Origin of the sequence: Streptomyces sp. NBC_01788 (genome assembly GCF_035917575.1) — a bacterium.
Classification (GTDB): Bacteria; Actinomycetota; Actinomycetes; order Streptomycetales; family Streptomycetaceae; genus Streptomyces.
Window position 1 is genome coordinate 4,959,253 of sequence record NZ_CP109090.1, and the last position, 24,961, is coordinate 4,984,213.

The window sequence follows — 24,961 nt, forward strand, 5'->3', positions numbered from 1 at the left end:
GAGAGCCCTTCCGGGAGCCGGGATTGGCAGCCATCAAGATGCCAGTCGTGTGCGGCATTCGACTGTGACGCGGCGTCGGCCAAACTCCCGTGTGGTCAGAATCCGCCGAATGGCCGCACGAGAAGGCGGTGCGACGCCTTCGTCGGCCCCGTCGACGCTCGGTGCGCCCCTCTTCCGGTGACCGCAACCGGCTTCTTGTGGCCGCCCCCTCGCAGCCTCACAATGCACATGACAAGACAGGCGGCCGGAAGATCTCCGGTCGCTCACGTCTGAAGAGGGGACCCCCACAGATGAACAAGCCTCTCCTTGCCGCGCTCGCGACCCTGGTGATCACCGGGGCGGGCATGGCACCCGCGGCCGCCGCCACGCAGACCCCCGGCGCGGCGTCGGCCCCCGCGCTGGCGGCCGTCGACTTCGCCGGCACCGTCGCGCTGAGCAACTGCTCCGGTTCGGTCGTGCGCCTGCCCGCCTCCGCGGACAGCGACCCGGCGCTCGTGCTCAGCAACGGCCACTGCCTGGAGACCGGCTTCCCGGCGCCCGGCAAGGTCGTCGTGGGCCAGTCGTCCAGCCGCACCTTCGGCCTGCTGAACTCGGCCGGCACCCAGGTCGCGACGCTCCGGGCGAACAAGGTCGTCTACTCGACCATGACCGACACGGACGTCACGATCTACCAGCTCACCAGCACCTACGCGCAGATCAAGAACTCCTACGGCATCAACGCGCTGCCCCTGAGCGACACCCACCCGGTCGCCGGCACCGCCATCAAGGTGGTCTCCGGCTACTGGAAGCGGATCTACAGCTGCAACATCGACGGCTTCGTCTACCGCCTGAAGGAGGGCGACTGGACCTGGAAGGACTCGGTCCGCTACACCTCCGCCTGCGACACGATCGGCGGCACGTCCGGTTCGCCCGTCGTCGACACCGCCACCGGCAAGGTCGTCGCCGTCAACAACACCGGCAACGAGAGCGGCGGCCGCTGCACCGTGAACAACCCGTGCGAGGTCGACGCGAACGGCACCGTCACCGTCAGGCAGGGCATCAACTACGCCGAGCAGACCTACCAGATCCCCGCCTGCTTCGGCACCGGCAACCAGCTCGACCTGAACAGGAGCGGCTGCGTCCTGCCCAAGCCCTGACCGGGAAAGCACCGGGAAGGCACAGCGCGGGGCGGGCGGTCGTGGCTCAGGTCCGGCGGACCGCCCGTCCCGCCAGTACGTCCGTGCGCCGCCCGTCCTCGATCACGAAGCGGCCGTCGATCAGGACGTACGGAATCCCCGTCGGCAGTGCGCGAGGCCGTTCGAAGGTGGCGCCCGGGGCGACCGTGGCCGGGTCGAACAGGACCAGGTCGGCCCGGTACCCCTCACGGACCACGCCCCGGTCCGGCAGCCGCAGCCGGGCCGCCGGCCGCCCGGTGAGGTGCGCGACGCACTCCTCCAGCGACAGCACGCCCAACTCCCTCACGTACCGGCCGAGATACCGCGGGAAGGTGCCGTAGGCCCGCGGATGCGGTTTGCTGCCCCGCAGGATGCCGTCGGAACCGCCGGTGTGCACGCGGTGGCGCATGATCGCCCGGACGTTCTCCTCGTGGCCGACGTGCTGCAGGACCGTCGTGCCCAGCCGGTCCTCCACCAGCAGCCGCCGGGCGGTGGTCCAGGGCTCCTCACCGCGCCGGGCCGCCGCCTCCCGGACCGTCAGGCCGGTGTACTCGGCGAGTGCCGGGACGGTGACCCCGGAGATCTCGACCGTCTCCCACTCCACCGGGACCCCGTGGCAGCCGTCCGAGCCCGTCACCTCCAGGTCGTGGCGGATCCGCTCCGCGGTGCCCTCGTCGGACAGCCGGCCGAGGACCGCCTCCGGGCCGCCCTCGCCCGCCCAGCTCGGCAGCAGGGCCGCCAGGGTGGTGCAGCCGGGGGTGTAGGGGTAGGTGTCCAGGGTGATGTCGGCGCCGGCGTCGAGCGCCTCGTCCAGGAGGGCCAGCAGTTCGCCGGCGCGTCCCTTGTTCGGGCCGAAGTTCATGGTGGCGTGCGCCAGGTGCAGCGGGCAGTCCGCCTCGCGGGCGACCCGCACCATGTCCGCGTACGCGTCGAGGGCTCCGGCGCCGTAACTGCGGTGGTGCGGGCAGTAGTAGCCGCCGTGCGCCGCCACCACCCGGCACAACTCGGTCAGTTCGGCGTCCTCCGCGTACATCCCGGGTGTGTAGGTCAGCCCGGAGGACATGCCGACCGCGCCCTGCCGCAGGCCCTCGGCGACCAACTGCCGCATACGGTCCAGCTCCCCGGGCGTGGCCGCGCGGTCCTCCCAGCCGACGGCAAGCGCGCGGACCGTGCCCTGCGGGACCAGGTAGGCGGCGTTGACGGCGATGCCCTCGCCGCCGAAGCCGTGGTCGAGCCGGTCCAGGTACTCGCCCACCGAACGCCAGCTGAAGTCCATGTCGTCGCCGTCGCCGTTCCAGCCGCTGATCGCCCGGCGCACCTCGGCGAGGGTGCGGTCGTCGACCGGCGCGTAGGACAGCCCGTCCTGTCCGACGACCTCCAGCGTGACGCCCTGCGCGGCCTTCGCGCTGTGGTCGGGGTCCCGCAGGAGGGCGAGGTCGCTGTGGGCGTGCATGTCGATGAAGCCCGGGGCGAGCACCAGGCCCTCCGCGTCCAGCTCCCGCCGCGCCCGCGGCCGCCGGCAGCCGGCCGCCGCGGCCTCCTTCACGACCGAGACGATCCTGCCGTCCTTGACGGCCACGTCGGCGCGGTAGGAAGGGGCCCCGGTGCCGTCGGCGACGTCCGCGTCCCGGATGGCCAGATCGGCGTAGTCGGCGAGCTCCACCGGATCCATGGCGGTGCCTTTCGAAGCTCCTAGAAGAACGTACGGACGTAGTCGACGACGGTACCGTCCGCCTCGGCCACCGGGATGAGCGGCCACTTGTCGAAGGACGTGCACGGGTGGGAGAGCCCCAGGCCGACCCAGTCGCCGACCTCCAGCTCCGCGCCGGGCGCGGTGCTCAGCCAGGCGTGCTGGTCGGACAGGCGGGTGACCTCGATCCCCGTCGCCGGGCGTTCGACGCCGTCCCGGCGCACCACCTGGGCGGAGGGCAGGTCGAGGTCGTGAGCCGCGTCCCGCTTGCCCGCGTTGACGAAGGCCTGTCCGGGGCTGGGGCGGGAGACCACCTGGGACCAGAGGCGGAAGGCGGGCTCCAGGGCGCCCTCCTCGGGGACGCGGTTGAAGGGTGTGATCCTGCGGTAGTGCCCGTCGTCGTGCGAGACGTACGCGCCCGAGCGCAGCAACTTCAGCACGGGCAGGGAGAGTTCGGGGATGCCGGCGAACACCTCGGCCACCGAGTCGAACCAGGCGCTGCCGCCCGCGCTCACCACGATCTCCTCTGTGCGCGCGAACTTCCCGGCCTTGTCGAGGTCCACGGCCAGGGCGACGAGCCGGGTCAGCCACGCCCGCACCCGCTCCGGGTCCGCCTGCGGCACCTCGCCCTCGTAACCGGCGACCCCGACCAGACGCAGGGTGTCCGTGGCCGCCACCGCGTCGGCGACCGCGAGGCACTCGGCCTCCGTGCGCACGCCGGTCCGCGCACCCTCACCGGCTCCCAGTTCGACGACCACGTCCACCGGGCGGGCGGCCCCCTCCAGGGCCGCGTCCATCAGCTGCACGCCGCGCACGGAGTCGACGTAGCAGATGAAACGGAAGGACGGATCGGCGGCCAGCTCGGCGGCGACCCAGCGCAGGGCCGCCGGGTCCACCAGCTCGTTGGCGAGGAAGACCCGGCTGATGCCGAACGCCCGGGCCACGCGCACCTGGTGCGGCATCGCCAGGGTGATGCCCCAGGCACCGTGCTCCAGTTGGCGATGGAAGAGCTGCGGCGCCATGGAGGTCTTGCCGTGCGGGGCGAAGGCGAGGCCGTGGCGGGTCGCGTAGGTCTCCATCAGCCGCAGGTTGTGCTCCAGGCGCTCGGCGGAGAGGGCGAGCACGGGCGTGGCGAAGCCGTCGGTGAAGAGGTTGCGGCGCTGGGCGGTCAGCTCGCCGACGGTCAGATCGTCCGCGTCCGGCGGGAGGCCCTTGAAACGGTGGTCGACCCGTTCCTCGGCCAGCCGGGCGAGGGCTTCCGTGCTCATCGAGCCTCCTTCGAGACCGTTGCAAAATGTGCAATGGTCATTGCGTACAGTGCTCACCGGTGTCTAGCATCCCGCCGGAGCCGGGTCAACGCCAGAGCCTCGGAACGAGGGGGACCGGGAGCCGCCCCTTCCGGCCGGACGACGGGCACCGGGCAGGGCCCAGGAGGCCGAGGAGGAGGTACGCACGCCGTGAGCCAGACCGTCGACCGGGCGCTGAGTATCCTGCCGCTGCTCGCCGAGGGCCCCGCCGACCTCGGGCGGGTGGCCGAGCGCCTCGGCGTCCACAAGTCCACCGCGCTGCGGCTGCTGCGCACCCTCCACCAGCACGGGCTCGTCCACCGCCAGTCCGACCAGCGCTACCGCCTCGGTGCCCGGCTCTTCGCCCTCGCCCAGGAGGCGATGGAGAGCCTGGACGTGCGCGAGATCGCCCATCCCCACCTCCTGCGCCTGAACGAGCAGTGCGGGCACACCGTGCACCTCGCCGTCCTCGAGGACGGCGAGGTGCTCTACATCGACAAGGTGGACAGCCGCTACCCGGTGCGCATGTACTCCCGGATCGGCAGACCCGTCGCCATCACCGTCGCGGCCGTGGCCAAGCTGCTGCTCGCCGACCTGCCCGGGGCCGAGCGGCGCGCGGTCGCCCAGAGACTCGAATACCCGCTGTACACGGCCCGTTCGACACCGAACGCCGCCGCCTTCCTGACGGAGCTGGCGACGGTGCGCGAACAGGGCTGGGCCGCCGACCTCGGCGGCCACGAGGAGTCCATCAACTGCGTTGCCGCGCCCATCCGCGGCGCCGACGGCCGGGTGGCCGCGGCGATGTCGGTCTCCGCACCGAACGTCGTCGTCACCGCCGACGAACTCCTCGCCCTGCTCCCGCTGGTGCGCCGTGCCGCGGACGCCGTCAGCGACGAGTTCTCCGGCAGAAACCCGGTGAAGGACCCCGTATGAAGTACCCCGTATGAAGGAGATGAAGGACCTCGTATGAGCGACACGACGGCCAAGACGGCCCTCACCCCCGCGACCCACACCACCCCGCCCGCGAAGTTCTCCCACGGGGTGCGCAAGGGCAACATCCTCCAGGTCGCCGGCCAGGTCGGCTTCCTGCCCGCCGAGGAGGGCAAGGCGCTCACACCGGCCGGTCCGACCCTGCGCGAGCAGACCCTCCAGACCCTCGCCAACGTCAAGGCGATCCTGGAGGAGGGCGGCGCGACCTGGGACGACGTGATGATGATCCGCGTCTACCTCACGGACGTGGACCACTTCGCCGAGATGAACGACCTGTACAACACGTACTTCGAGGAGCAGGGCCTCACCCAGCCGCCCGCCGCCCGCACCACCGTCTACGTCGGCCTGCCCGCGGGTCTGCTCATCGAGATCGACGTGCTCGCCGTGCTCGGCTGAGGCGTCTTGGTCATCCGCGTCTTGGCCATCTTCGTATAACGAAGTCGGGGCTGGTTGTGTCCGGCACAGGTTCGTCGACCATACTGCCCGCTGTGGAGCAGCGCATAGGTTCGAGCAGCCAGCCCCTGAAGGCCGAGCCCGTGAAGGGTGCCGGGTTCGACCCGGCCCACATCCCCGGGCTCACCGCACCCGCGACGGCGGAACCGGAGGACGCCCGGCCGCCGCAGTCCGGGCAGCCGCCGGCCGCGGAGACGGTCGCGGAGGACGCCGGGACCGCCGGGGAGGCGGAACGGCCGGAGGAGAAGCATCCAGAGGAGCGGCCGGAGGAGCGGCCGGAGGAGAAGAGTCCGGAGGAGCGGCCGGAGGAGAGGCGGGAGGAGGTCGTCGACGGTCCCGTCTTCGAGGCCGCCGACCGCCGGGCCCGCATCGTCGCCGATCACAACGGCGTGCGCCTCTGTCTGGACGACCAGGAGTGCGAGTTCCGCTGGGACGAGATCGGCGCCGTCGAGACGGAGACCGCCCGTTTCGGCAAGCTGTTCACCATCACCGTGCACACCCCCGAACGGCGCTGGTACCCCATCGAGATCGAGGCCCCGTCCAGGGCGAGCTTCACCGAGTGGGAGACGCGACTGGACGCGGTCCTGGACGCGTACTTCGAGGACGGCGCGGCGTCCGAGGACGACACCGCCGAGGACACCGCCGTCAAGGAGACCGCCGCCAGGGACGAAGCTGCCAAGGACGACGCGGACAAGGACACGGCCGCCGGGAAGGACACGGCGGACGAGCCGTCCGCCGACGACGCCTGACCCGGACCATCCCCGTCCCGGAGGTACCGGGCCCCGGCAGCCGCCCGGGCCCGGTACCAGCCGGTGATCAGTCCTGCGGATGCCACGTCGGGTCGGTGGCGATCGCCTCCAGTTGCTTCGTGGTGAGCACGGGGTCCTTGCGGGTCGCCGGGGTGTTCTGCGCCCCGGAGTTGAAGGCGCTGATCACCACGCGCCGGCCGTCGGGCCGGATGGTGTCCACGCTCCACCAGACGATCCCGGGAATGCCCTTCTCGCCGGGCTGCTGGTGTGTGGCGACCTTGGTGCCGTCGGGCAGGACCTTGGCGTCCGGACCGAACAGCTGGTTCTCCACGTCCCGCATGTCCGGCTGGACGTTGACCTGCACCAGGCTCGCGCCCCTGCCGTCGTCCAGGACGACGTAACCGTAGCCGTCGTCGTCCGGACCGCTCTTGCGGACGATCTTGATCCCGTGCGGTACAAGACGGCTGAGAGTCGCCGAGATCGAGCCGCCGGGGGTGACCGGCCCGGTGTCCGGCTCGGCCGCCGAACGGGCGTCGACGGGCATGGCGTCGGCGGCCGCGCGCAACTCGGGTGCGGTGACGAGTGCCTTCAACCGGTCGAGGGTGAGGGGCGGTTGTTCCCGGGTGCTGGGCGAGCCCACCCCACCGGTGCTGTTCCACTCCTGCACGCCGATGTACCCGCCCGCCGGGGTCATGAGGTCGGCGGTCCACTGCTTCCTGTCGCCGCGGCTCTTCGGAGACTCGTACGCCTTCAGGAGCATGAGGACGGAGCCGTCGGAGAGCTTCGTGGAGGTGCAGGTGTCGTAGACGATGAACATCGTGTCCGGGCACTGGGTTGCCTGGCGGGCCTCCCTGCTCCCGGGCTTTACACGGTTGAGGGACACGGTGACGGCGGCCTTGCCTCCGCCGTCGTCGTACAGGACCTCGGCCCGGGGCCTGGGCCTGTCAGCCGTGCCGCCCTCGTCCTTGTTGTCGCTGATTCGCCCCTCGGGCAGCAGTTTTTCGAGAATGCCGAGGAGTTCTTCGCCGGACACGACCTTCGAGGCGGTCTCGGCGGGGGTGTGGGTGGGGCTGGGGGTGGCCGGCGCCACCGGGGCGGCGGCCGCGGACCGCTGTCGTACGGCGTCCCCTTGGCCTGCGGGAAGGAGCAGGGTCCCGCCCAGTCCGACGAGCGCCACCGCGGCGGCACCGCCCACGACGGCGGCGGCCCGTCGTCGCGAGCGCAGCCGCCGCCCGTGTGTCTCGCCGCGGGCGGCCAGCATCTGCTGGTCGGTTCCGAACTCGGTGCCGGTGTCCCGCAGGACGTCGGCGAGCCGTTCCTCGAAGGGGTCGTGGTCTGCATCAGGCATGGGCGAACCGCCGTTTCAGCAAGGGTGGTTGTTGGTCCGGTCGGGGTGGGGCAGGTCAGCGGCTCGCGTACTCGGCGAGCGAGTCGCCGAGCAGCAGGCGCAGCCGGGCCAGCGCGCGGACGCAGCGGGTCCGGACGGCGGCCGAGCTGGTGTTCAACGCGGTCGCCGTCTCCTCGACGCTGCGGTCCTCCCAGTAGCGCAGGACGACCACCGCCCGGTCCTTGGGCGGCAGTTGTCCGAGCGCCTCCAGGAGGGTGAGCCGCAGCGGCGCGTCGCCGCCCGTCCGCGGCGCGGGCATCTCGGGGAGGACATCGGTGGCGCGTTCCCTGCGGCTGCTGTGGCGGCGCCGGTGGGCGAGGAACACGCGGGTCAGGACGGTCTGGGCGTACGCGGCCGGGTTGTCGGCACGGGAGATCCGGCCCCAGCGGACGTAGATCCGGCCGAGGGTCTCCTGGACGAGGTCCTCGGCGAGATGGGTGTCACCTCCGGTGAGGAGACAGGCCGACCGGTACAGATGCCCGGCGCGTGTCACCGCGAACTCCTGGTACTTCTCAGTCCAGTTGTTCCGGCCCTGCCTCATGTGCCCTCCTTGTGTCCCCGGGCGCTCCGTGGTCCCCCGGCCGCGCCCCCACCTCATTGATGCGGTGGACCCACCGGAATGTTTCACGGGAATTCGGCGGTGGGGCGGGAACGCCGAACGGCTGCCGCCGCGCCCCCGGGCAGGGGCGTGGCGACAGCCGTGGACGGGGCCTGCCGGGTGTCAGGGCAGGGCGTGGACGTGCGGGCCCACGGTGTTCGACCAGGCGTTGCCCGCCGTCGCGTCCCAGTTGGTGGACCAGGTCATGGCGCCGCGCAGGGCCGGGTAGGTCTTCGAGGGCTTGAAGGAACCGCAGTTGGTGCCCTTGGCCAGGCAGTCCAGGGCGTTGTTCACCACCGTCGGCGAGACGTAGCCGCTGCCGGCGCCCCTCGTGGAGGCGGGGACGCCCAGGCCGACCTGGGACGGGGCCAGGCCGCTCTCCAGCTGGATGCAGGCGAGGGCGGTGAGGAAGTCCACCGAGCCCTGGCTGTAGACCTTGCCGTCGCAGCCCAGCATCGAACCGCTGTTGTAGTACTGGGTGTTGACGACCGTGAGGATGTCCTTGACGTTCAGCGCGGTCTGGAAGTAGCCGGCCGACGTGGACTGCATGTCGATGGTCTGCGGCGCCATCGTGAGGATCAGCGACGGGCCCGCCTTGCCGGACAGGGCGCGCAGGGCCTGGGTCATGTAGGTGGCGTTCAGGCCGTTCTCCAGGTCGATGTCGACGCCGTCGAAGCCGTACGTCTGCATCAGCGAGTAGACGGAGTTGGCGAAGTTCGTCGCGGAGGCCGAGTCGCTCACCGAGACCGTGCCCGTCTCACCGCCGACCGAGATGACGACCTTCTTGCCGGCGGCCTGCTTGGCCTTGATGTCCGCCTTGAACTGGTCGACCGTGTAGCCGTTCAGTCCGGCCGAGTCGAGGGTGAAGCTCACCGCGCCCCGGGTGGCCGTGGCGTCGGCGAAGGCGACCGCGATGATGTCGTACTGCGACGGCACGTCCGAGATCTTCTGGACCGTGGCGCCGTTGTTGAAGTTCTGCCAGTAGCCGGTCACCGCGTGCTTCGCGAGGGTGCCGCCCCCGCCCCCGCCTCCGCCGGTGGACGCCGTCGTGCCCGTCACGGTGGCCGACCTCGCGGACTCGCCCGCCGTGTTCGTCGCCGTCACCTGGAAGGAGTAGGAGGTGGCGGCCGCAAGGCCGGTCACCGTCGCCGAGGTGCCGCTCACCGCGGTCACCTTCGAGCCGTCGCGGTAGATGTTGTAGCCCGTCGCGCCCGAGACGGCGTTCCAGGACAGCGACACCGACGACGACGTCGTGCCCTTCACCGCCAGGCCGCCCGGCGCGGACGGCACCTTCGGGGCCGGGTCACCGCCGCCGCCACCGTCGGGGCCGAAGACCGAGACGTCGTCGGCGTAGTACGCCGCCTGCCCGTACCAGCCGTGCAGGTACACCGACACGGAGGTCGTCGAGGAGCCGGTGGTGAAGGTGGTCGAGAGCTGCTTCCAGCCCGCCGAGTCCGGCGTCCAGGTGGAGACGTCCGTGGTGCCCGTGCCGGTCGCGCCCAGGTAGGTGTACCCGCCCTGCACCCAGGCGCTCAGCGTGTACGTCGAGTTGGGCTTGACCGCGACCGTCTGGGTGCACTGGGCGTTGTCCAGCCCGGCCGGGGTGCCCTTCAGCGCGGCGGAGCCGCCGTGCACGGGTGAGGAGACGGTCGTACCGCTGCCCGCCGAGCAGGTCCAGTTGCTCAGGCCCGACTCGAAGCCGGCGTTCTTGGCGTTGTTGACGTCCGCCGCCGATGCCTGGCCGGCGCCGGCGAAGGAGAGGGCGAGAGCGGCGGTGACGGCTCCCGACCACAGGCGCAGCCGTCGTCCTGTGGGTCTGGGCATGCCTGGTACGCGGTCCACTGGGGCCTCCGGTGGGGGAGAGGGGGGAGGGGGGAGGGCAGGACGAGCGGTGGCCACCGCCCTGGTCGTACAAGTTGGTCCAGACCATTTGGGTTGTCAAGAGGTCCAGACCAAAGTCGTCCCCGGCTCAACCTCCTTGCGGCGCACTCCCGTTATGCCTGCGCCTCCTCCCGCCACCGCTCAAGGAGCAGGCCCAGCGCGCACCCCGCCAGCAGCACCCCCGTCGACATCCACAGCGCCGGAGACGACAGCCCGGCCCGCTCCCAGCGCAGCGACAGCGTCAGCAGCTGCGCCGCCACCGGCACCGCGCACGCCGCCACCACGTGCCGCGCCGGGATCTCCCGCCAGGGGGCCGGATGGGCCCGCGCGGCCGCCCAGGTCGCCAGCACGACGCACACCAGGTTCGGCAGATGGACCAGGGCCAGCGCCGCGCCGAAGGAGCCCACGCCCCGCGGGCCGACCAGATTCCCGTACAGCAGCGTCATCTGCACGTACTCGGTGGCGACGAGCACCACCACGCCCACCGCCCAGGCCCGGACCAGCGGCAGCACGGGAGCCGTACCCCCCACCGCTAGTGCACCCGCACCGAGTCGATGATCCCGCGCAGGTCCGCCGCCGACAGCACGCCCCGCGCCGCGTCGATCCGGACCGCGAAGGTCCGGTCGGCCGAGTCCAGGCCCGTCAGGATCACGCTCCGGACCGGCGTGCCCCTGGGCGGGTTGCCGTCCTCGCCTGTCGAGTCGAAGGAGAAGTCGATCCGCCTGGCCCGGTCCGTGCCGGCCAGTTTCACGTCCTTCTCGCCCTCCACTTTCGCGCCCATCCGGATCCCGGCCTCCGCGGCGATGGCGGCCTGCTCGGCGGAGTCGGCCCGGGTGAAGTCCAGTTGCACGGTGATGACGGAGACCGTTCGCCCGGACTCCTCGCGCACGGCCGCCGCCGCGTTGTACTTGCTGCGCTCGGCGGCGCTCTGCTCGACGTATCCCTCGGGGCCGGCGGGATACGACACCGAGACACCCTTCGTGTTCAGCGTCTTCCAGCCGACCGGCACGGAGGCGGAGTCCGCGTCGCCCCTGCCGCAGCCCGTGAGGGCGGCCGCGGCGGCGAGCAGGCCCGCGATCAGCAGTCGTGTCCTCATCGGCGAACCAGCCCTCCAGTCGGCGAGATCACTTGGCACAGTAGCTGTAGGGGACGTAGGAGCGGCGGTCTCCGTCCGGAGCACCGAGGAACCGGGCGTCCGTGAGCGTCTCCGACTTCTGCTCGGTGCCGACCGACAGGCCGAGGCTGAGTCCGAGGTTCAGTTCGAAGCCGTACTCGGCGGCGTTCACCTGGCCCGTGTACGTCATATTGCTGGAACGGCCCTTGTCGAAGACCAGTCGGCCGAAGGGGTCGTCGGCGCCCGGCCGTCGGGTCGGCGCGTGGTCGTCGAACATGTACTGGAACGGCGTCACCAGCTGCTCGTTGGTGCTGCTGAGCCACTGCTCGGCGACGGCCCGGTCCTGGTCCCCGGTGGGACCGGGGTCGAAACTCAGGGCGGTCGTGACGATCTCGATGCCGGTGGAGCTGTCGGTGCCCCTCCCGCTCACCCCGCCGCCGCGCTCGTCCTTGCCCGACTTGCCGTTGCCCGTGCCGAGCCTGGCGCCGCCCTTCAGGCCGCCCCGCTCGACGGTGCGGGTCATGTTGACGCCGACCAGCTTGCCGGTGGTCTTGTCGTAGGTGACGGTGATGGTGCCGGTCCGGGTGGTGGAGGCCGAGGCGTCCCCCTTGAGCGGGCCGGCCTCGTAGCTCGCCTTGGCGCCGTACTCGATCGACGAGGAGTACGTGTACGACTTGGTGTTCTTGTAGGCGTTGTCGGTCCAGGTGACCTCGGGGGCGTACCGAAAGTTGCCGCCGAGCACCGCGCTCAGCTTCTTCTCGTCGCCCGCCGAGATCTTCAGGCCCGCCGCCGCGGAGGCCTCGAGGCCCACCTTCCCGTAGGTGATCCTCCGGTTGTCGCCCAGCGCCTTCTTCACCCGGTTCTCCGTGTCCTCCTCGTCCTTGAGGGGGCCGGTGCCGAACAGGTAGAGGATGCTGTCGCCGAGGCTCGCGTCCGCGCCGCCCGGCGACTGGCGCCGCATCCGGTACATCTGGAGCTTCTCGACGTCGTCGCGGAACCGGCGCGCCTCCTCGGGGCTCTCGAACACCCAGGTGTCGCCGTTGGTCACCTTGATCCCGGCGCCCAGCTCCACCTTGTCGGTGCCGGCCTTCCCCACCTTCAGCCCGGGCTTGAAGTCCTTCTTGGCGCTGACGGAGGCCGCGTCCGTGAAGGTCAGGTAGACCAGCTCGTCCTGGTCGTCGACCTTGCCGTCGTGGTTGACGTCCGTGTGCGCCTTGAGGTGCTGCTCCTGGAAGCCGTACTCCTTGCCGATCTCCCAGAACAGGATCTTCGCCTTGGAGCCCGCCTTGTCGCTGACCGTCGAGACCTGGCACAGCGCCGGCTCGAAGTCCGCGTCGGTCAGGGCCCGGTCACCTTCCCGCGTGCTCGCGCCGCAGTCCGAGCCGCCGGTGACCTTGCAGATCTCGGCGGCGATCCGGTCGTGGATGGTCCGGCCGACGCCGGTGGCACCGATGCCGAGCACGACGGCGACGACGACCACGACCATGCCGAGGTACTCGGTGGCGGTCGCGCCCGAGTCGTCGTACCCGTACGTCCTCCGGCATGTCCGTCTGCCACCCCCGCGAGCCATGCGGCACCCCTCCTCGCACACCGGCAAGCGCCGTTCCGGGCGGCGAGCGTAGGTGCGGGCGGTGCCGGGCGGCGTGGGTCCGCGGACCCAAACGAGGGCCCACAGTCAACGAGTTGTGTCCGGCCCATGCTTTCGGGTCGGTTCAGGATGCTCACCCTGCCCCGGTTTGAAATGACTTGTGAGAGGAGAGTTGCCGGCCAGGTACGAAATCGCTGTTCTCCGGCCACAGAGGCGTGGATACAGTGCTGAGGTAGTCACGCAGTGAGGTCAACTCGGCGTGCCGGATGACCGCCGGCGGGCCGACAGGCGTCTAACGGGGAGCTGCGCGTGTCAACTGCCATTGCTGTGACAAGCGCCGACATGGCGCTGCCCGCGCAGGACGATCGGACCGTGCCCGCCGTCGTCCTGAAGGACCTGGACCGGCAGCCGCTGGAGCAGACGCTCGACGCGATGAAGGCCCTGATCGACCAGCACGGGTATGTCGTCGTGGTGTGCTCGCACGCCGTGCCGAGCGCTGTGGAACGGCGGCTGCACACCGTCCGGTCGCTGCTGGAGAGCGACCGCATCGCCCTGTTCCGGCCCGATCTGCCGCCGCTCGGACTCGCCGTCCTCGCCCGCCAGTTGCGTCAGCTCGCCTCCTGCGACCTCAGCCCCGGCGTGCTCGCCTCGGCCGGCCGGCTGCTGACCCACTACATCCACGCGGGCGCCGTCCTGTCCTCCGTCGCCCGCCTCGACCGCGTCCCCGTCGGTCTCAGGGCGCACGCCAAGTCCTGGGTCCCGGGCAGCCAGTTCGGCGTGATCGCCCACCCCGAACCCCAGCTCGTCCGGATCGGCCCCGAAGCCACCCTGGACGGACCGGACTTCGGCAGCTGGATGCTGCTCGCCAAGGGACAGCTCCAGTCCGACTGGGTCGGCTCAACCCTCGCCCCCGCGTGGAACGCGCTCGGGCTGCGCGAGGCCGACCTGCCGGCCGAGTCCGCCACCTGGTGGGGCACCGGCAAGCTGATCGAGTTCTGCACCTACCTGCCCGACCTGTCAGTGCTTTACCAGCTGGTCACCTCGGTCCGCCAGGGTGTGTGCCACTGGTGCGGCATCGACGTCATCGGAGACCGCTGCGTCTTCTGCTCGGCCACCCCGCCGCTCCCCGAGAACCGGACACCCACCGGATGAGTCCCTGAACCCTGAACCACCGGCACCACCGTCATTCGATTCCGCTCGACTTCGCCGACCGATATCCCAATGAGGTTGCACGGTTCATGAACTCCCGTCAGCGCCGCGGCGTGATACTCCTGATCCTGTCCGTCATCTGCGCCCTCGCCGCGTTCGCGGGCGTGCTCTCCGTCATCAGCGACGTCAAGTCCAAGGTCGGCCCCGAGGTCGCCGCCTACCAGCTGCGCACGGACGTCGCGCCGTACACGACGCTGAGCACGGGTCAGTTCGAGAAGGTCAAGATGCCCAAACGGTGGCTGTCGCCGAACGCCGTCACCGACCTCGCGCAGATCCAGGGCAAGATCGCGGTCACCACCCTGCGCAAGGGTTCCCTGCTGCAGAGCGACATGATCGTGAACCAGCCCGCCCTGCAACCGGGCCAGCAGGAGGTCGCCATCATGATCGACGCGGCGACCGGCGTGGCCGGCAAGATCACACCGGGCTCCACGGTCAACGTCTACGCCACCTTCGGCGGACAGCGGCAGGGCGACCCCGCCCAGTCGAAGATCATCGTGACCAACGCCAAGGTCCTCGACGTCGGGCGGATCACCGCGCTCCAGCCGAACGCCGACAACCGGGCCCAGCAGCCCACCGACGCCGTCCCGATCACCTTCGCGCTCTCCACCATCGACGCCCAGCGCATCACCTACGCCGAGTCGTTCGCCCAGCGGGTCAGGCTCGCGCTGGTCGCCCCCGGCAGCGACACCAGCGTCCCGGCCAAGGACCGGACCTACGAACTCGCGAACGACAAGTGAGAGGCCGGCAGGCATGACCACCAGGATCCTTCCGGCCGTCGGCGACGCCGACGCGGCCCGGTCCATCACCACCCTGCTCAGCCAGCTCCCCGACGCCGAGCCGGTGGCCCCGGTCGCCGACTCCACCCAGCTCATCGACACCCTGGCACGCCTGGCCGCCGAGTCCGTCGACGAACTGCCCGAGATCGTGGTGGTGCACGAGCGGATCGGCCCGGTACCGGCCCTGGAACTGATCCGTGAAGTGGCCCTGCGCTTCCCGGCGGTCGGTGTCATCCTCGTCACCTCCGACGCCAGTCCCGGCCTGTTCTCGGCCGCGATGGACTCGGGCGCGCGGGGACTGGTGGCCCTCCCGCTGAGCTACGAGGAACTGGTCAGCCGGGTACAGGCGGTGGCCCAGTGGTCGGTGGGCGTACGGCGCCATCTGGGCCACGGCGGCGAGGTGTTCACCGGGGCCGGCGGCCGGGTGGTGACGGTGAGCGGGGCCAAGGGCGGGGTGGGCGCCACCCTCACGGCGATACAACTCGCCCTCGCCGCACAGGCGTCCGGGCGCGCCACGGCCCTGGTCGACATGGACCTCCAGTCCGGTGACGTCGCCTCCTTCCTGGACGTCCAGTTCCGCCGCTCCGTCGTCGACCTCGCGGCCATCACCGACATCTCCCCGCGCGTCCTGGCCGACGCGATCTTCCGCCACGACAGCGGGCTCGCGCTGCTGCTCGCCCCAGGCGAGGGCGAGCGCGGCGAGGAGGTCACCGACCGGGCCGCCCGCCAGATCGTCAGCGCGCTGCGCTCCCGCTACGAGATCGTCGTCCTGGACTGCGGCGCCCAGATGAGCGGGGCGAGCGCGGCGGCCGTCGAGATGGCGGACACCGCGCTGCTCCTGACCACTCCGGACGTGGTCGCGGTGCGCGCGGCCAAGCGGACCGTACGGATGTGGGACCGGTTGCAGATCCGCAAGGCCGAGGAGACGACGGTCGTCGTCAACCGCCACACCCGGGCGACCGAGATCCAGCCGCCGCTCATCCAGAAGATCACCGGCACGCCGGTGGCGGGCACGGCGGTCCCCGCCGGCTTCAAGGAGCTCCAGGGCTCGGTGGACGCCGGCCGCATCCACGAACTGGACAGCAAGAGCACGGTCAAGCAGGCGCTGTGGGGACTCGCCGGCGAACTCGGGATCGTCAAGGCGCCCGAGGCCGACCGCAAGGGCGGACGGCTGCGGGGCGACCGGGGGTCGGTGAGTTTCCGGCGGCGCAGGGAGGCAGGTGGATGAACATGCGGGCAGGCACAGGGAAGAGGCTGTCGGCCGGCCGGCTGCGCTCGGACAGCGGGCAGGTCGCCGTCGAGTTGCTGGGCATGACGCCCACGATCCTCATCACGCTGGTGCTGCTGTGGCAGTGCGTGCTGCTGGGGTACACGTACACGCTTGCGGGGAATGCTGCCGACGAGGCGGTACGGGCGGGCACGGCGGCCGATCGCGGCGCCAGGAACGCCGCCTGCAGCCAGGCCGGGCTCGACAAGCTGTCGGCGGCGTGGCGAAGGGGGGCCCAGGTGGGCTGCGAGACGAGCAACGGCTACGTACGGGCGCACGTGGACCTCAAGGTGCCCGTCCTCTTCCCCGGCGCGATCGGCTTCCCCTTCACGGTCACGGGCCAGGCCGGCGCCGTAGAGGAGGCGACGAACTGACATGCCGTACCAGCGCGTACGCCGCGACCGCCGCCGCCGCGACCGGGGCCAGGCCGCCATCGAGTACCTGGGATTCATCCCGATCCTCATGCTGCTCGCCATGGCCGTCATCCAGATCGGCCTCATCGCCTACACCGCCCAGCAGGCCGGCACGGCGGCCCGCGCCGGGGCGCGCGCGGCCTCGCTCCGGCAGGGAGCCGGGCAGGCCTGTGCGAACGCGGTCAGCGACTGGCTGACGGGCCGCACCAGCTGCCTGCCCTCGTACGGCGGCAAGGAGGTCACCGTCACCGCGGCCGTCGACATCCCCTCGATCGTGCCCGGCTGGCACTTCGGCAAGGCCCACAAGACCGCGACGATGCCGCTCGACCACTGAGACCGCTCGACCACTGACCAGGACCGTCCACGACACCGCCGACCAGGAGCGAGGAGCACCGGACCGATGAGCCTCCGCGCACGCATCAACTCCCCCGAGGAGAAGGGCAACCGGGGCGAGGACGGCCACCTCGTCGCCTCGTACCGGGCCAAGCTCCTGGAGGAGATCGACCTCGCGGAGATGAGCTCGCTGGCCGCCGCCGAGCGCCGGGTACGCCTTGAGCGGGTGCTCGGGCACATCATCAGCCGGGAGGGCCCGGTCCTTTCGACCGTGGAGCGCTCGCAGCTGATCCGCCGGGTCGTCGACGAGGCCCTGGGCCTCGGCATCCTCGAACCCCTCCTGGAGGACGCCTCCATCACCGAGATCATGGTGAACGGACCCGACGCGATCTTCGTCGAGCGCGGCGGCCGGGTCGAGCAACTGCCCCTCCGCTTCGCCTCCGACGACCAGCTGATGCAGACGATCGAGCGGATCGTCTCCACGGTCAACCGCCGCGTGGACGAGTCCAACCCGATGGTCGACGCCCGTCTGCCCTCCGGCGAGCGCGTCAACGTCATCATCCCGCCGCTGTCGCTGACCGGTCCCACCCTCACCATCCGCCGCTTCCCCCGCTCCTTCACCCTCCAGGAGCTGATCGGCTTCGGCTCGCTCGACGAGCACATGCTGTACCTGCTGGCCGGACTGGTGCAGGCGAAGTTCAACGTCATCGTCTCCGGAGCCACCGGCACCGGGAAGACGACCCTCCTCAACGCCCTGTCCGGGCTGATCCCCCAGGACGAGCGCATCATCACCATCGAGGACTCCGCCGAACTCCAGCTCCAGCAGGCGCATGTGATCCGGCTGGAGTCCAGGCCGCCGAACGTGGAGGGCCGCGGCCACGTCACCATCCGCGACCTGGTGCGCAACTCCCTGCGTATGCGCCCCGACCGCATCGTCGTCGGTGAGGTCCGCGGCGGTGAGTCGCTCGACATGCTCCAGGCGATGTCGACCGGCCACGACGGCTCGCTCGCCACCGTGCACGCCAACAGCGCCGAGGACGCGCTGACACGCCTGCAGACCCTCGCCTCCATGTCCGACGTGGAGATCCCCTTCGTCGCCCTGCACGACCAGATCAACAGCGCCGTCGACGTGATCGTCCAGCTCACCCGGTTCGCCGACGGCGCCCGCCGCATCACCGAGATCGCCGTGCTCGACAGCCACGGCGGCGAGCCGTACCGGCTGGCCACCGTGGCCCGCTTCGCCGCCCGGCCCATGGCGGCCGACGGCCGGATCTACGGCGCCTTCGAGTACCACCCGCTGCCACGCCGCACCGCCGACCGCCTCTACATGGCGAGCCAGCCCATCCCCCAGGCCTTCGGCGTCGCCCAGTCCGCAGACCAACTGGCCACCCGAGAAGCCAGGTAGGCAGGTAGGAACCGTCCCCATGGATCTGAGCACCCTCGTCACCCTCACCACCGGAGTCACCCTGCTGACCTGCGTGCTGGCCGTCGCGGGCCTGCACGCCTACAGCTCCGGCAAGGCCCAGCGGGCGGCCCTCGTCGACCGGCTCTCCCAGACAGGCCAGACCCCCGTCGGCCGCCGGCGCCGCTTCCCCACCCTCGACCGCCGCCTGCGCCGCACGAAACTCGGCCGCGGGCTGGAGCTGAGGCTCGCCGCGACCGGCCTGGACGTCACCCCGGGCGAGTTCCTCGTCTACATGCTCGCCACCGTGGCCGCCCTCTGGCTGATCGGCCAGGCCGCCCTGGCCCCCTTCTTCGGACCGCTGGCCGGCCTGCTCGGCATCTGGGCGGCGATGCAGTTCCTCAACTGGCAGCGCCAGAAGCGGATCGAGAAGTTCATCAACCAACTCCCCGAACTGGCCCGCATCCTGGCCAACGCCACCCAGGCGGGCCTCGCCCTGCGCACCGCGATCGGCATGGCGGCTGAGGAGCTGGAGGCCCCGGCGGGCGAGGAACTGGCCAAGGTCGCCCATCAGCTGGCACTCGGCGCGTCGATGGACGACGCGCTGGCGGAGCTCGCGGACCGGCTGCCCTCACGGGAACTGGTCGTCCTCGTCACCACCCTGGTCCTGTCCAACCGGGCCGGCGGCCAGGTGGTGAGCGCCCTGCGCAACCTCACCGAGACCCTGGAGGAGCGCAAGGAGACCCGCCGCGAGATCCGCACCCAGCTCTCCCAGGTCAACATGACCTCCTACGCGGTCCCGGTACTGGGTATCGGCGCGCTGTTCCTCATGAACGGCGTCAAGGCCGGCGCCCTGGACCGCATGACCGCCTCCCCGATCGGCCAGGGCGCGGTGATCATCGCCTTCGCGCTCTACGCCGTCGGCTTCGTCCTCATCCGCCGCATGTCCCGCATCGACGTCTAGCCGGGTTCCCGGAAGGAGGGAAGAGGGATGGCACTGCTGCTCGCACTCGTGATGGGCCTCGGCGTATGGGGCGTCTTCGCCGGCATCCGCATGTACCGCGCAGAGGCCCGGCTGCCCGGCGACCTGGCGCTGGCCCTGGAGGTGGGCTCCACCCGCACAGGCGCGGTCGACTCCCTCGTCGACCGCCTCGGCATGCGCTACGCCCCCGCCGTGCTGCGTCTGATGGGCCCCAAGAGGGTGGCGAAGTACCGACGCAGGATCGACCTGGCGGGCAACCCCGGCGGCCTCACGATCGACCGTTACGCGGCCCGGCGCGCGGTCTACGGGTTCCTGGGGGGCCTCGGCGGACTCGTGTTCCTCCTGCGGGGCCAGCTCTTCATGGCCCTGCTCCTGTTCGCCTTCGGCGCCTTCTGGACCGAGGTCGGCATCTGGTCGGCGATCCGCATCCGCAAGGACGTGATCGAGCGGACGCTGCCGGACTTCCTCGACGTGCTCGCGGTCGTGGTGAGCGCGGGCCTCGGCTTCCGCCAGGCCCTGGACCGCGTCGCCGACAAGTACGCGGGCCCCTGGGCGGACGAACTGCGCATCACCCTGCGCCAGATGGACCTCGGCATGAGCCGCCGCCAGGCCTTCGCGGAGCTGCGCCGCAGGAACGACTCCGAACAGGTCGCCATGTTCGTCACCGCCCTCCAGCAGGGCGAGGAACTGGGCGCGCCCATCGTCGACACGCTGGTGGCCCTGGCCAAGGACATGCGCCGCACCGACGCGCAGAACGCCCGCCGCAAGGCCGCCCGCGCGGTGCCCAAGGCCACCATGATGATCACCACGTTCATGGTCCCGGCCACGATGATCCTCCTCGGCGCGGGTCTGATCCTCGGCTCGGGCGTGGACTTCGGCTCCCTCACGGGTACGGGCAAGTAGGGGGCGGGCGAGGACATGGCGACGACGGAGGAACGCACCGGGCTGCTGCGCCGCCGCCCGAGAATCCCCGAGATCACCACCCCTCCGGCGGGCACGGTCCTGCCGGCCCACGTCCGCACGGGCGCGCCGGACATCCCGGTGACGTCGGTGACGCCGGAGCTGCCGCCGGGGTGGGAGCCGGTGGAGCCGTCGCAGGGACCTTCTGCCGCCGACGGCGAACGGTCCCCGCAGGGGCCACCCGCAACCGGCGACGACGGCCGCACGAGTGGCGTGGGCGGGAACCCGGACCCGCCCGAGGACCGGGTGCCCACCACGCAACCCGCACCCGCGGAGCCATCGGCACCCGAGGCAGAAAAACTGCAGATCAGCGCGTTGCAGGCGATGTGCCGCCACGTCTTCGCCTTCCGCCTCGCGATGATCGCGCTCGCCGCCCCCGTCGCCCTGGTGAACGCGGCCCCCGGACTGGCCACCCGCCTGGTCAGCGCCGCGGTGGTCGTCACCTTCATGGGCTCCTACGTTCTGTTCAGGGACTGGGAACGCTTCGGCCCCCTGCTCCTGCGGCACCCCACGCTCCTCGCCCTGGACACCCTCTTCGGCGCCCTCCTCCTGATCGCGGCGGGCCCGGACAGCACGCTGGCCTACGTCAGTGTCTGCACCCCGCTGCTCGCCGGACTCGTGTACGGCTGGCGCGGCGCGGCCCTGTTCGCCTCGCTCCAGTCGCTGATCCTGCTCGTCGTCTCCACCAGCTCCGAGGAACTGTCCCCGGTCCTGGCCCAGGCCGCCCTCCTCCCCGGCCTGTGCGTCATCGCGGGCGCGGCCGGAGTCACCGTGCGCAACCTGCTCCTCCGCTTCGGCGAGGCCACCCGGGCGCTGACCACGGTCCAGGCCCGTCTCGCCGTCACCGAGGCGGTCGGTGCCGAACGGGCCCGCCTGGCCCGCGAGATGCACGACTCGGTGGCGAAGACCCTGCACGGCGTGGCCATGGCCGCCGACGGTCTTGCGGGCTCGGCGGGCGCCGACCGCATGGACGCGGCTCTGGTGAAGCAGCAGGCGGAACTGGTGGCCCGCTCGGCCCGCCGGGCGGCCGCCGAGGCGCGCGAGCTGCTGACCGACCTGCGCCGCGAGAACGACCCGGACCACGGCACCGACGTACTCGCCGAACTCGTCGCCCGCACCCGCGACTTCGCCTCCCGAACCGGACTGAGCGCCGCGTACCGCCCGATCGGCGAGCCGGGTGTGCCGCCGGTGCCGCCGGCCGTGGCCCGTCAGCTCCTGACCATCGCGTCGGAGGCGATGGAGAACGCCCACCGGCACGCGGCGCCCACGCACGTGGAGGTGAGCGCGGGAGTCCACGGCGACCTGCTGCGGATCAGCGTGTACGACGACGGCCGCGGCCTGCCGCCCGGCACCAGCCTCGAACAGCTACGCCGGGCGGGCCACTTCGGCCTGGTCGGCATGGTCGAGCGGGCGGCCTCGGTCGGCGCCCGCATCCGTATCGGCCGCGGCGCCCACCCCAAGGGAACGGAGGTCCGCATCGAACTGCCCCTGGGAGCCCTGACGACACCGACCGTATGACCGCCCGACGAACCATCCCTGCTCCACGACCCAGAGAGGAGGCCGCCGCCGTGCCGGACCGGACGACTCCCAACCCCTTCGAGGGCTTTCCACAACCCGCGCAGGCCGTGCCCCTGCGCGTCGTCGTGGCCGACGACAACCCCGTGGTCCGCGCCGGCCTGACGGCGCTGCTCTCCGGCCGCGCGGACATCACGGTGGTCGCGGAGGCCGCCGACGGCCGCGCCGCCTGGGAGGCCGCCCAGCAGCACCGTCCCGACGTCGTCCTGCTCGACGTCCGCATGCCCGGCGTGGACGGCCTCTCCGCCCTGCCGTACCTGGTCCGGATCGCCCCGGTGATGATGCTGACCTACAGCAGCGAGTCGGAAATCGTCCAGGAGGCCCTGCGCCTGGGTGCGGGCGGCTACCTGGTCCACGGCGAGTTCACGGCCGGCCAACTCGTCACCGCCGTACGTGACGTCAAGGAGGGCAGGGCCCACTTCACTCCTACGGCGGCGGGCGCGCTGGTGGCCCGACTACGCCGCGACCAGCCGCCGGCAGATGCGATTGCACACGATCACACCTTCCCAACGTCGCAAGAAACAGGACCTACCGCCAAAACCCTTTCGCATCTGCAACCATCTGTGGGACAGTCTTCGTCTGGATGGACAGGTGGCCGTCCGGCTGCCGTCGACAGGTCGAGGTTCCAACTCAGCGCGAGGGAGGCGGAGATCATGGACCTCATCGCGTCCGGCATGACCAACCAGCAGATCGCCGCCACCTGCTTCATCAGCGAGAAGACCGTCAAGAACCACATCAACCGCATCTTCGCCAAGCTCCACAGCACCAGCCGCTCCGAGGCCGCCGCCAAGTGGCTCGGCACGGCACCGGGTTCGTCACGAGGGCTGGGGTGAGGCGTGATGGCGACGGTGCGGGGGAGGCGGGCCCGGGTCTTGCTTTGGGCCCGGGATTGGGTCCGGGGACCCTCTGGCGGGCGGGGTGTTCCGGCATACGTTTCCGGTGTCGCAAGCGGCACCGAGACCGAACCCGGAGGGGAACACCATGACCGACCTGATGCTGAAGACCGCGGTCGCGACCAAGGTCCGCGTGAACGGCTGGAAGAACACCACGGCCGAGTCGCTGCGCCGCCGCGCCGACGACCGGGGGCAGACCGCGGTCGAGTACCTGGGCATCATCGCGGTGGTGGTGGCGATCGTGCTGGCGATCACGGGGACGAGCATCGGTCAGTCGATTCTCGACGCAATCACGCAGAAGATCTCCGAGGTCACCGGCGGCTGATGCAAGCTCGTCGATACAACGACGCAGGGCAGGCCTTCCCCATCTACATCACGGTGGTGGGGGGCCTGCTCTTTCTCGCGTTCGCATACCTGGCGGTCGGCCAGGCGGCGGCCAATCGAAACGGGGCGCAGACGGCGGCAGACGCGGCGGCCCTGGCGGCGGCGCAGGACACCCGGGACCAGCTGGCGGGCAAGTGGGTCGACATCGTGCTCGATCCCACCAAGTGGCAGGACCTGCTCAACGGCAAAGCGGCGCAAATAGATGGCTGTCGGCGCGCGAATCAGCTCGCGCAGCTGAACCAGGCGCACGTGTACCGCTGCCGGCCGTCGTTCTTGCGGTACACGGTGTACGTCCAGACCGACAAGCCGGTCGGGAAGTCCATTGTTCCCGGCACCGAGGACAAGCACTCCAAGGCGCATGCCAGCGCTGTCATCAAGCCGCTGTGCACGTTCGACCCTCCCCTCGGGGGTTCCGAGAATCAAGACGTACTCCCGCGACTCACCTGCGAGAACAACAGGTACTGGGACCTCGATCCGCACCATCTCACGGACCTGCCGCGACCCGAGGACCTCTTCGACGTCCATCTGGCCGACTGACAAGCGAACGACGAGTGATGAAGGAAGCAGAGTGATGAGCATTCGGTTCACTGCAAAGGCCCGTAGGGGGTTGGTCGCGTTGACCGTGGCGGCCGGGTTGTCTCTCGGTGCGGCTGGTTGCGGCGGTGGCGACGACAAGAAGCCGGATACGTCGGCATCCACCTCCAAGGGTAGTGGGTCCGAGCCGAGTGCCCAGGAGGGACAGTCAGGGGAGCCGATTGCTGAGCTGACAGGACCCGACGGGCTCCGCTTGCAAGTCACCGAGGCCAAGCGCGACACGGGTGGATTCATCACTGTGAACGGGAATTTGAAAAACGACGGCGCTAAGTCGGCAGTCATCCCGGCGCGCATGAGCGGTGACGAGACAGAGATCATCAAGCATGGTCAATCCCTCGGCGGAGCCACTCTCGTCGACTCGAAGGGTAAGAAGCGCTATTACGTGCTGCGTGACACCGATGGAAGGCCACTGACGACGATCGGCCTGACGACGATCAAGTCAGGCCAAACCTTCCCCGTCTTCATGCAGTTCCCGTCCCCGCCAACGGACACCTCCGAAGTCACGCTGCAACTGCCCACCTTCTCCAGCAGCACTATCGAGATCTCTGGGTGAGGCGGCCCACTATGACCCCCACCCGTCTCACCCTGGCCCTCACAGCCGCCGGCGTCATGGTTGCCGCGAACCTCTACGGTGCCGTGGCCGCCCGTGCCGACAGTGGTCCCAGCGTGCCCCCGGGCACTGAGCCGTCCGCCTCCGCCCCCGTGAAGGTCGACCCGAGCGATCCCGACCTCAAGCTGCCCGAGGGGGCCACCCTCGCCGAGCCCAAGGTGCTGGACATCAAGTCGGTGGTCGAGGAGCAGGGCGGTGAGGAACGCCGTGAGGACACCAACACGGACGTGACGTTCGCCCTCCAGGCCGAGGTGCTGTTCGCCAAGGACAGCGCGAAACTGAGCAGTCAGGCGAAGGCCCGGATCGACACGATCGCGCAGGAGATCAAGAAGCAGAAGCCGAGCCAGGTCCGCGTCTTCGGCTTCACTGACAACCTCGGCACACACGCGCACGGCGTGGTCCTGTCCAAGCAGCGCGCCAACGCCGTTCAGGACATCCTGTCCCAGGAGTTGAACGACTCGAACATCACCTTCGACGTGCGCGGCTACGCCGAGCAGTACCCCATCGCGGACAACTCCACAGAGGACGGCCGCAAGAAGAACCGCCGAGTGGAGGTCACGTTCCCCCGCACTCAGAACTGACCTGCGACCAGTCGCGGGGCTCGTTCCGTGCCATGGCCGGCAAGGCCGGATCGGGCCCCGGAAGGTCACACGGCCACGGCGCGTACCCTCTC

26 protein-coding genes are annotated in these 24,961 nt (G+C 70.7%); 18 read left to right on the forward strand and 8 right to left on the reverse strand.

Features of this window, described 5'->3' with window-relative positions:
• Positions 1-290 precede the first annotated feature (290 nt).
• Complete coding sequence (locus tag OIE49_RS22580) at positions 291-1,136, forward strand: S1 family peptidase (RefSeq protein ID WP_326803860.1); 846 nt, start codon at positions 291-293, stop codon at positions 1,134-1,136.
• Between the two features lie 46 nt (positions 1,137-1,182).
• Here the strand turns inward: OIE49_RS22580 and OIE49_RS22585 are convergent, their stop codons facing one another.
• Both OIE49_RS22585 and OIE49_RS22590 read right to left on the reverse strand, forming a co-directional pair.
• Positions 1,183-2,826: an N-acyl-D-amino-acid deacylase family protein gene (locus tag OIE49_RS22585; RefSeq protein ID WP_326803861.1), complete on the reverse strand. Its 1,644-nt coding sequence runs from the start codon at positions 2,824-2,826 to the stop codon at positions 1,183-1,185.
• 20 nt (positions 2,827-2,846) lie between these two features.
• Positions 2,847-4,112 carry an amino acid deaminase gene (locus OIE49_RS22590; protein WP_326803862.1) on the reverse strand — a complete coding sequence of 422 codons (1,266 nt, stop codon included), beginning with the start codon at positions 4,110-4,112 and terminating at the stop codon, positions 2,847-2,849.
• Between the two features lie 189 nt (positions 4,113-4,301).
• Between OIE49_RS22590 and OIE49_RS22595 the strand changes: the two genes are divergently transcribed.
• From OIE49_RS22595 to OIE49_RS22605, 3 genes are all read left to right on the forward strand, one after another.
• Positions 4,302-5,063: an IclR family transcriptional regulator gene (locus OIE49_RS22595; protein ID WP_100571914.1), complete on the forward strand. Its 762-nt coding sequence runs from the start codon at positions 4,302-4,304 to the stop codon at positions 5,061-5,063.
• Positions 5,064-5,096: 33 nt separating this feature from the next.
• Complete coding sequence (locus OIE49_RS22600; protein WP_326803863.1) at positions 5,097-5,516, forward strand: RidA family protein; 420 nt, start codon at positions 5,097-5,099, stop codon at positions 5,514-5,516.
• A 92-nt stretch (positions 5,517-5,608) separates the two neighbouring features.
• Entirely contained in the window at positions 5,609-6,322 is a 714-nt protein-coding gene (locus OIE49_RS22605) for a hypothetical protein (RefSeq protein WP_326803864.1), read from the forward strand.
• A 67-nt stretch (positions 6,323-6,389) separates the two neighbouring features.
• Here OIE49_RS22605 and OIE49_RS22610 read toward each other — a convergent pair whose 3' ends face one another.
• From OIE49_RS22610 to OIE49_RS22635, 6 genes are all read right to left on the reverse strand, one after another.
• Positions 6,390-7,670: a hypothetical protein gene (locus OIE49_RS22610; RefSeq protein ID WP_326803865.1), complete on the reverse strand. Its 1,281-nt coding sequence runs from the start codon at positions 7,668-7,670 to the stop codon at positions 6,390-6,392.
• Positions 7,671-7,725: 55 nt separating this feature from the next.
• Complete coding sequence (locus OIE49_RS22615) at positions 7,726-8,250, reverse strand: SigE family RNA polymerase sigma factor (RefSeq protein WP_326803866.1); 525 nt, start codon at positions 8,248-8,250, stop codon at positions 7,726-7,728.
• Between the two features lie 180 nt (positions 8,251-8,430).
• On the reverse strand, positions 8,431-10,131 hold the full coding sequence (locus tag OIE49_RS22620; RefSeq protein WP_326803867.1) for a chitinase: 1,701 nt from the start codon (positions 10,129-10,131) through the stop codon (positions 8,431-8,433).
• Positions 10,132-10,301: 170 nt separating this feature from the next.
• Positions 10,302-10,700: a hypothetical protein gene (locus OIE49_RS22625; RefSeq protein ID WP_326803868.1), complete on the reverse strand. Its 399-nt coding sequence runs from the start codon at positions 10,698-10,700 to the stop codon at positions 10,302-10,304.
• 20 nt (positions 10,701-10,720) lie between these two features.
• Positions 10,721-11,284: a hypothetical protein gene (locus OIE49_RS22630; protein ID WP_326803869.1), complete on the reverse strand. Its 564-nt coding sequence runs from the start codon at positions 11,282-11,284 to the stop codon at positions 10,721-10,723.
• 28 nt (positions 11,285-11,312) lie between these two features.
• Positions 11,313-12,872, reverse strand: a complete 1,560-nt coding sequence (locus tag OIE49_RS22635) for a hypothetical protein (RefSeq protein WP_326803870.1) — start codon at positions 12,870-12,872, stop codon at positions 11,313-11,315.
• A 360-nt stretch (positions 12,873-13,232) separates the two neighbouring features.
• On the opposite strand from OIE49_RS22635, the gene OIE49_RS22640 reads away from it, so the two are divergent.
• The 14 genes from OIE49_RS22640 (at position 13,233) to OIE49_RS22705 (ending at position 24,869) form a co-directional block, all read left to right on the forward strand.
• Positions 13,233-14,042, forward strand: a complete 810-nt coding sequence (locus tag OIE49_RS22640; RefSeq protein ID WP_326806306.1) for a hypothetical protein — start codon at positions 13,233-13,235, stop codon at positions 14,040-14,042.
• 86 nt (positions 14,043-14,128) lie between these two features.
• On the forward strand, positions 14,129-14,836 hold the full coding sequence (gene cpaB / locus OIE49_RS22645; protein ID WP_326803871.1) for a Flp pilus assembly protein CpaB: 708 nt from the start codon (positions 14,129-14,131) through the stop codon (positions 14,834-14,836).
• A 13-nt stretch (positions 14,837-14,849) separates the two neighbouring features.
• Positions 14,850-16,103, forward strand: coding sequence for an AAA family ATPase (locus tag OIE49_RS22650; protein WP_326803872.1), 1,254 nt, complete (start codon positions 14,850-14,852; stop codon positions 16,101-16,103).
• Positions 16,100-16,516, forward strand: a complete 417-nt coding sequence (locus OIE49_RS22655) for a TadE/TadG family type IV pilus assembly protein (protein WP_326803873.1) — start codon at positions 16,100-16,102, stop codon at positions 16,514-16,516. Before OIE49_RS22650 ends, OIE49_RS22655 begins: the two co-directional genes overlap by 4 nt.
• A 1-nt stretch (position 16,517) precedes the next feature.
• Positions 16,518-16,889: a TadE family protein gene (locus tag OIE49_RS22660; protein WP_326803874.1), complete on the forward strand. Its 372-nt coding sequence runs from the start codon at positions 16,518-16,520 to the stop codon at positions 16,887-16,889.
• 66 nt (positions 16,890-16,955) lie between these two features.
• Positions 16,956-18,293 (forward strand): CpaF family protein, encoded by a 1,338-nt coding sequence (locus tag OIE49_RS22665; RefSeq protein ID WP_326803875.1) that lies wholly within the window; start codon positions 16,956-16,958, stop codon positions 18,291-18,293.
• 19 nt (positions 18,294-18,312) lie between these two features.
• Positions 18,313-19,254 carry a type II secretion system F family protein gene (locus OIE49_RS22670; protein WP_326803876.1) on the forward strand — a complete coding sequence of 314 codons (942 nt, stop codon included), beginning with the start codon at positions 18,313-18,315 and terminating at the stop codon, positions 19,252-19,254.
• 27 nt (positions 19,255-19,281) lie between these two features.
• The gene (locus OIE49_RS22675) at positions 19,282-20,175 is read left to right on the forward strand and encodes a DUF5936 domain-containing protein (RefSeq protein ID WP_326803877.1); all 894 of its coding nucleotides are present in this window, start codon (positions 19,282-19,284) and stop codon (positions 20,173-20,175) included.
• Between the two features lie 15 nt (positions 20,176-20,190).
• Entirely contained in the window at positions 20,191-21,750 is a 1,560-nt protein-coding gene (locus tag OIE49_RS22680) for a histidine kinase (RefSeq protein WP_326803878.1), read from the forward strand.
• A gap of 50 nt (positions 21,751-21,800) precedes the next feature.
• A complete protein-coding gene (locus OIE49_RS22685) occupies positions 21,801-22,640 on the forward strand; it encodes a response regulator transcription factor (RefSeq protein ID WP_362346240.1) in 840 nt (279 codons plus the stop codon).
• A 148-nt stretch (positions 22,641-22,788) separates the two neighbouring features.
• Complete coding sequence (locus OIE49_RS22690; protein WP_326803880.1) at positions 22,789-23,025, forward strand: Flp family type IVb pilin; 237 nt, start codon at positions 22,789-22,791, stop codon at positions 23,023-23,025.
• Positions 23,025-23,621, forward strand: coding sequence for a pilus assembly protein TadG-related protein (locus OIE49_RS22695; protein ID WP_326803881.1), 597 nt, complete (start codon positions 23,025-23,027; stop codon positions 23,619-23,621). Before OIE49_RS22690 ends, OIE49_RS22695 begins: the two co-directional genes overlap by 1 nt.
• 34 nt (positions 23,622-23,655) lie before the next feature.
• Positions 23,656-24,231 (forward strand): hypothetical protein, encoded by a 576-nt coding sequence (locus OIE49_RS22700; RefSeq protein WP_326803882.1) that lies wholly within the window; start codon positions 23,656-23,658, stop codon positions 24,229-24,231.
• Positions 24,232-24,242: 11 nt separating this feature from the next.
• The gene (locus OIE49_RS22705) at positions 24,243-24,869 is read left to right on the forward strand and encodes an OmpA family protein (protein WP_326803883.1); all 627 of its coding nucleotides are present in this window, start codon (positions 24,243-24,245) and stop codon (positions 24,867-24,869) included.
• Positions 24,870-24,961: the final 92 nt, after the last annotated feature.

What these genes read in the sequence shown, in the direction of transcription:
- OIE49_RS22600 (WP_326803863.1), top strand. Translation starts at nt 5,097, where the DNA reads ATGAGCGACACGACGGCCAAGACGGCCCTCACCCCCGCGACCCACACC.
- cpaB (WP_326803871.1), top strand. Translation starts at nt 14,129, where the DNA reads ATGAACTCCCGTCAGCGCCGCGGCGTGATACTCCTGATCCTGTCCGTC.
- OIE49_RS22640 (WP_326806306.1), top strand. Translation starts at nt 13,233, where the DNA reads ATGGCGCTGCCCGCGCAGGACGATCGGACCGTGCCCGCCGTCGTCCTG.
- OIE49_RS22590 (WP_326803862.1), bottom strand. Translation starts at nt 4,112, where the DNA reads ATGAGCACGGAAGCCCTCGCCCGGCTGGCCGAGGAACGGGTCGACCAC.
- OIE49_RS22610 (WP_326803865.1), bottom strand. Translation starts at nt 7,670, where the DNA reads ATGCCTGATGCAGACCACGACCCCTTCGAGGAACGGCTCGCCGACGTC.
- OIE49_RS22665 (WP_326803875.1), top strand. Translation starts at nt 16,956, where the DNA reads ATGAGCCTCCGCGCACGCATCAACTCCCCCGAGGAGAAGGGCAACCGG.
- OIE49_RS22675 (WP_326803877.1), top strand. Translation starts at nt 19,282, where the DNA reads ATGGCACTGCTGCTCGCACTCGTGATGGGCCTCGGCGTATGGGGCGTC.
- OIE49_RS22620 (WP_326803867.1), bottom strand. Translation starts at nt 10,131, where the DNA reads ATGCCCAGACCCACAGGACGACGGCTGCGCCTGTGGTCGGGAGCCGTC.
- OIE49_RS22680 (WP_326803878.1), top strand. Translation starts at nt 20,191, where the DNA reads ATGGCGACGACGGAGGAACGCACCGGGCTGCTGCGCCGCCGCCCGAGA.
- OIE49_RS22705 (WP_326803883.1), top strand. Translation starts at nt 24,243, where the DNA reads ATGACCCCCACCCGTCTCACCCTGGCCCTCACAGCCGCCGGCGTCATG.
- OIE49_RS22670 (WP_326803876.1), top strand. Translation starts at nt 18,313, where the DNA reads ATGGATCTGAGCACCCTCGTCACCCTCACCACCGGAGTCACCCTGCTG.
- OIE49_RS22700 (WP_326803882.1), top strand. Translation starts at nt 23,656, where the DNA reads ATGAGCATTCGGTTCACTGCAAAGGCCCGTAGGGGGTTGGTCGCGTTG.
- OIE49_RS22655 (WP_326803873.1), top strand. Translation starts at nt 16,100, where the DNA reads ATGAACATGCGGGCAGGCACAGGGAAGAGGCTGTCGGCCGGCCGGCTG.
- OIE49_RS22650 (WP_326803872.1), top strand. Translation starts at nt 14,850, where the DNA reads ATGACCACCAGGATCCTTCCGGCCGTCGGCGACGCCGACGCGGCCCGG.
- OIE49_RS22630 (WP_326803869.1), bottom strand. Translation starts at nt 11,284, where the DNA reads ATGAGGACACGACTGCTGATCGCGGGCCTGCTCGCCGCCGCGGCCGCC.
- OIE49_RS22690 (WP_326803880.1), top strand. Translation starts at nt 22,789, where the DNA reads ATGACCGACCTGATGCTGAAGACCGCGGTCGCGACCAAGGTCCGCGTG.
- OIE49_RS22615 (WP_326803866.1), bottom strand. Translation starts at nt 8,250, where the DNA reads ATGAGGCAGGGCCGGAACAACTGGACTGAGAAGTACCAGGAGTTCGCG.
- OIE49_RS22580 (WP_326803860.1), top strand. Translation starts at nt 291, where the DNA reads ATGAACAAGCCTCTCCTTGCCGCGCTCGCGACCCTGGTGATCACCGGG.
- OIE49_RS22635 (WP_326803870.1), bottom strand. Translation starts at nt 12,872, where the DNA reads ATGGCTCGCGGGGGTGGCAGACGGACATGCCGGAGGACGTACGGGTAC.
- OIE49_RS22585 (WP_326803861.1), bottom strand. Translation starts at nt 2,826, where the DNA reads ATGGATCCGGTGGAGCTCGCCGACTACGCCGATCTGGCCATCCGGGAC.
- OIE49_RS22695 (WP_326803881.1), top strand. Translation starts at nt 23,025, where the DNA reads ATGCAAGCTCGTCGATACAACGACGCAGGGCAGGCCTTCCCCATCTAC.
- OIE49_RS22660 (WP_326803874.1), top strand. Translation starts at nt 16,518, where the DNA reads ATGCCGTACCAGCGCGTACGCCGCGACCGCCGCCGCCGCGACCGGGGC.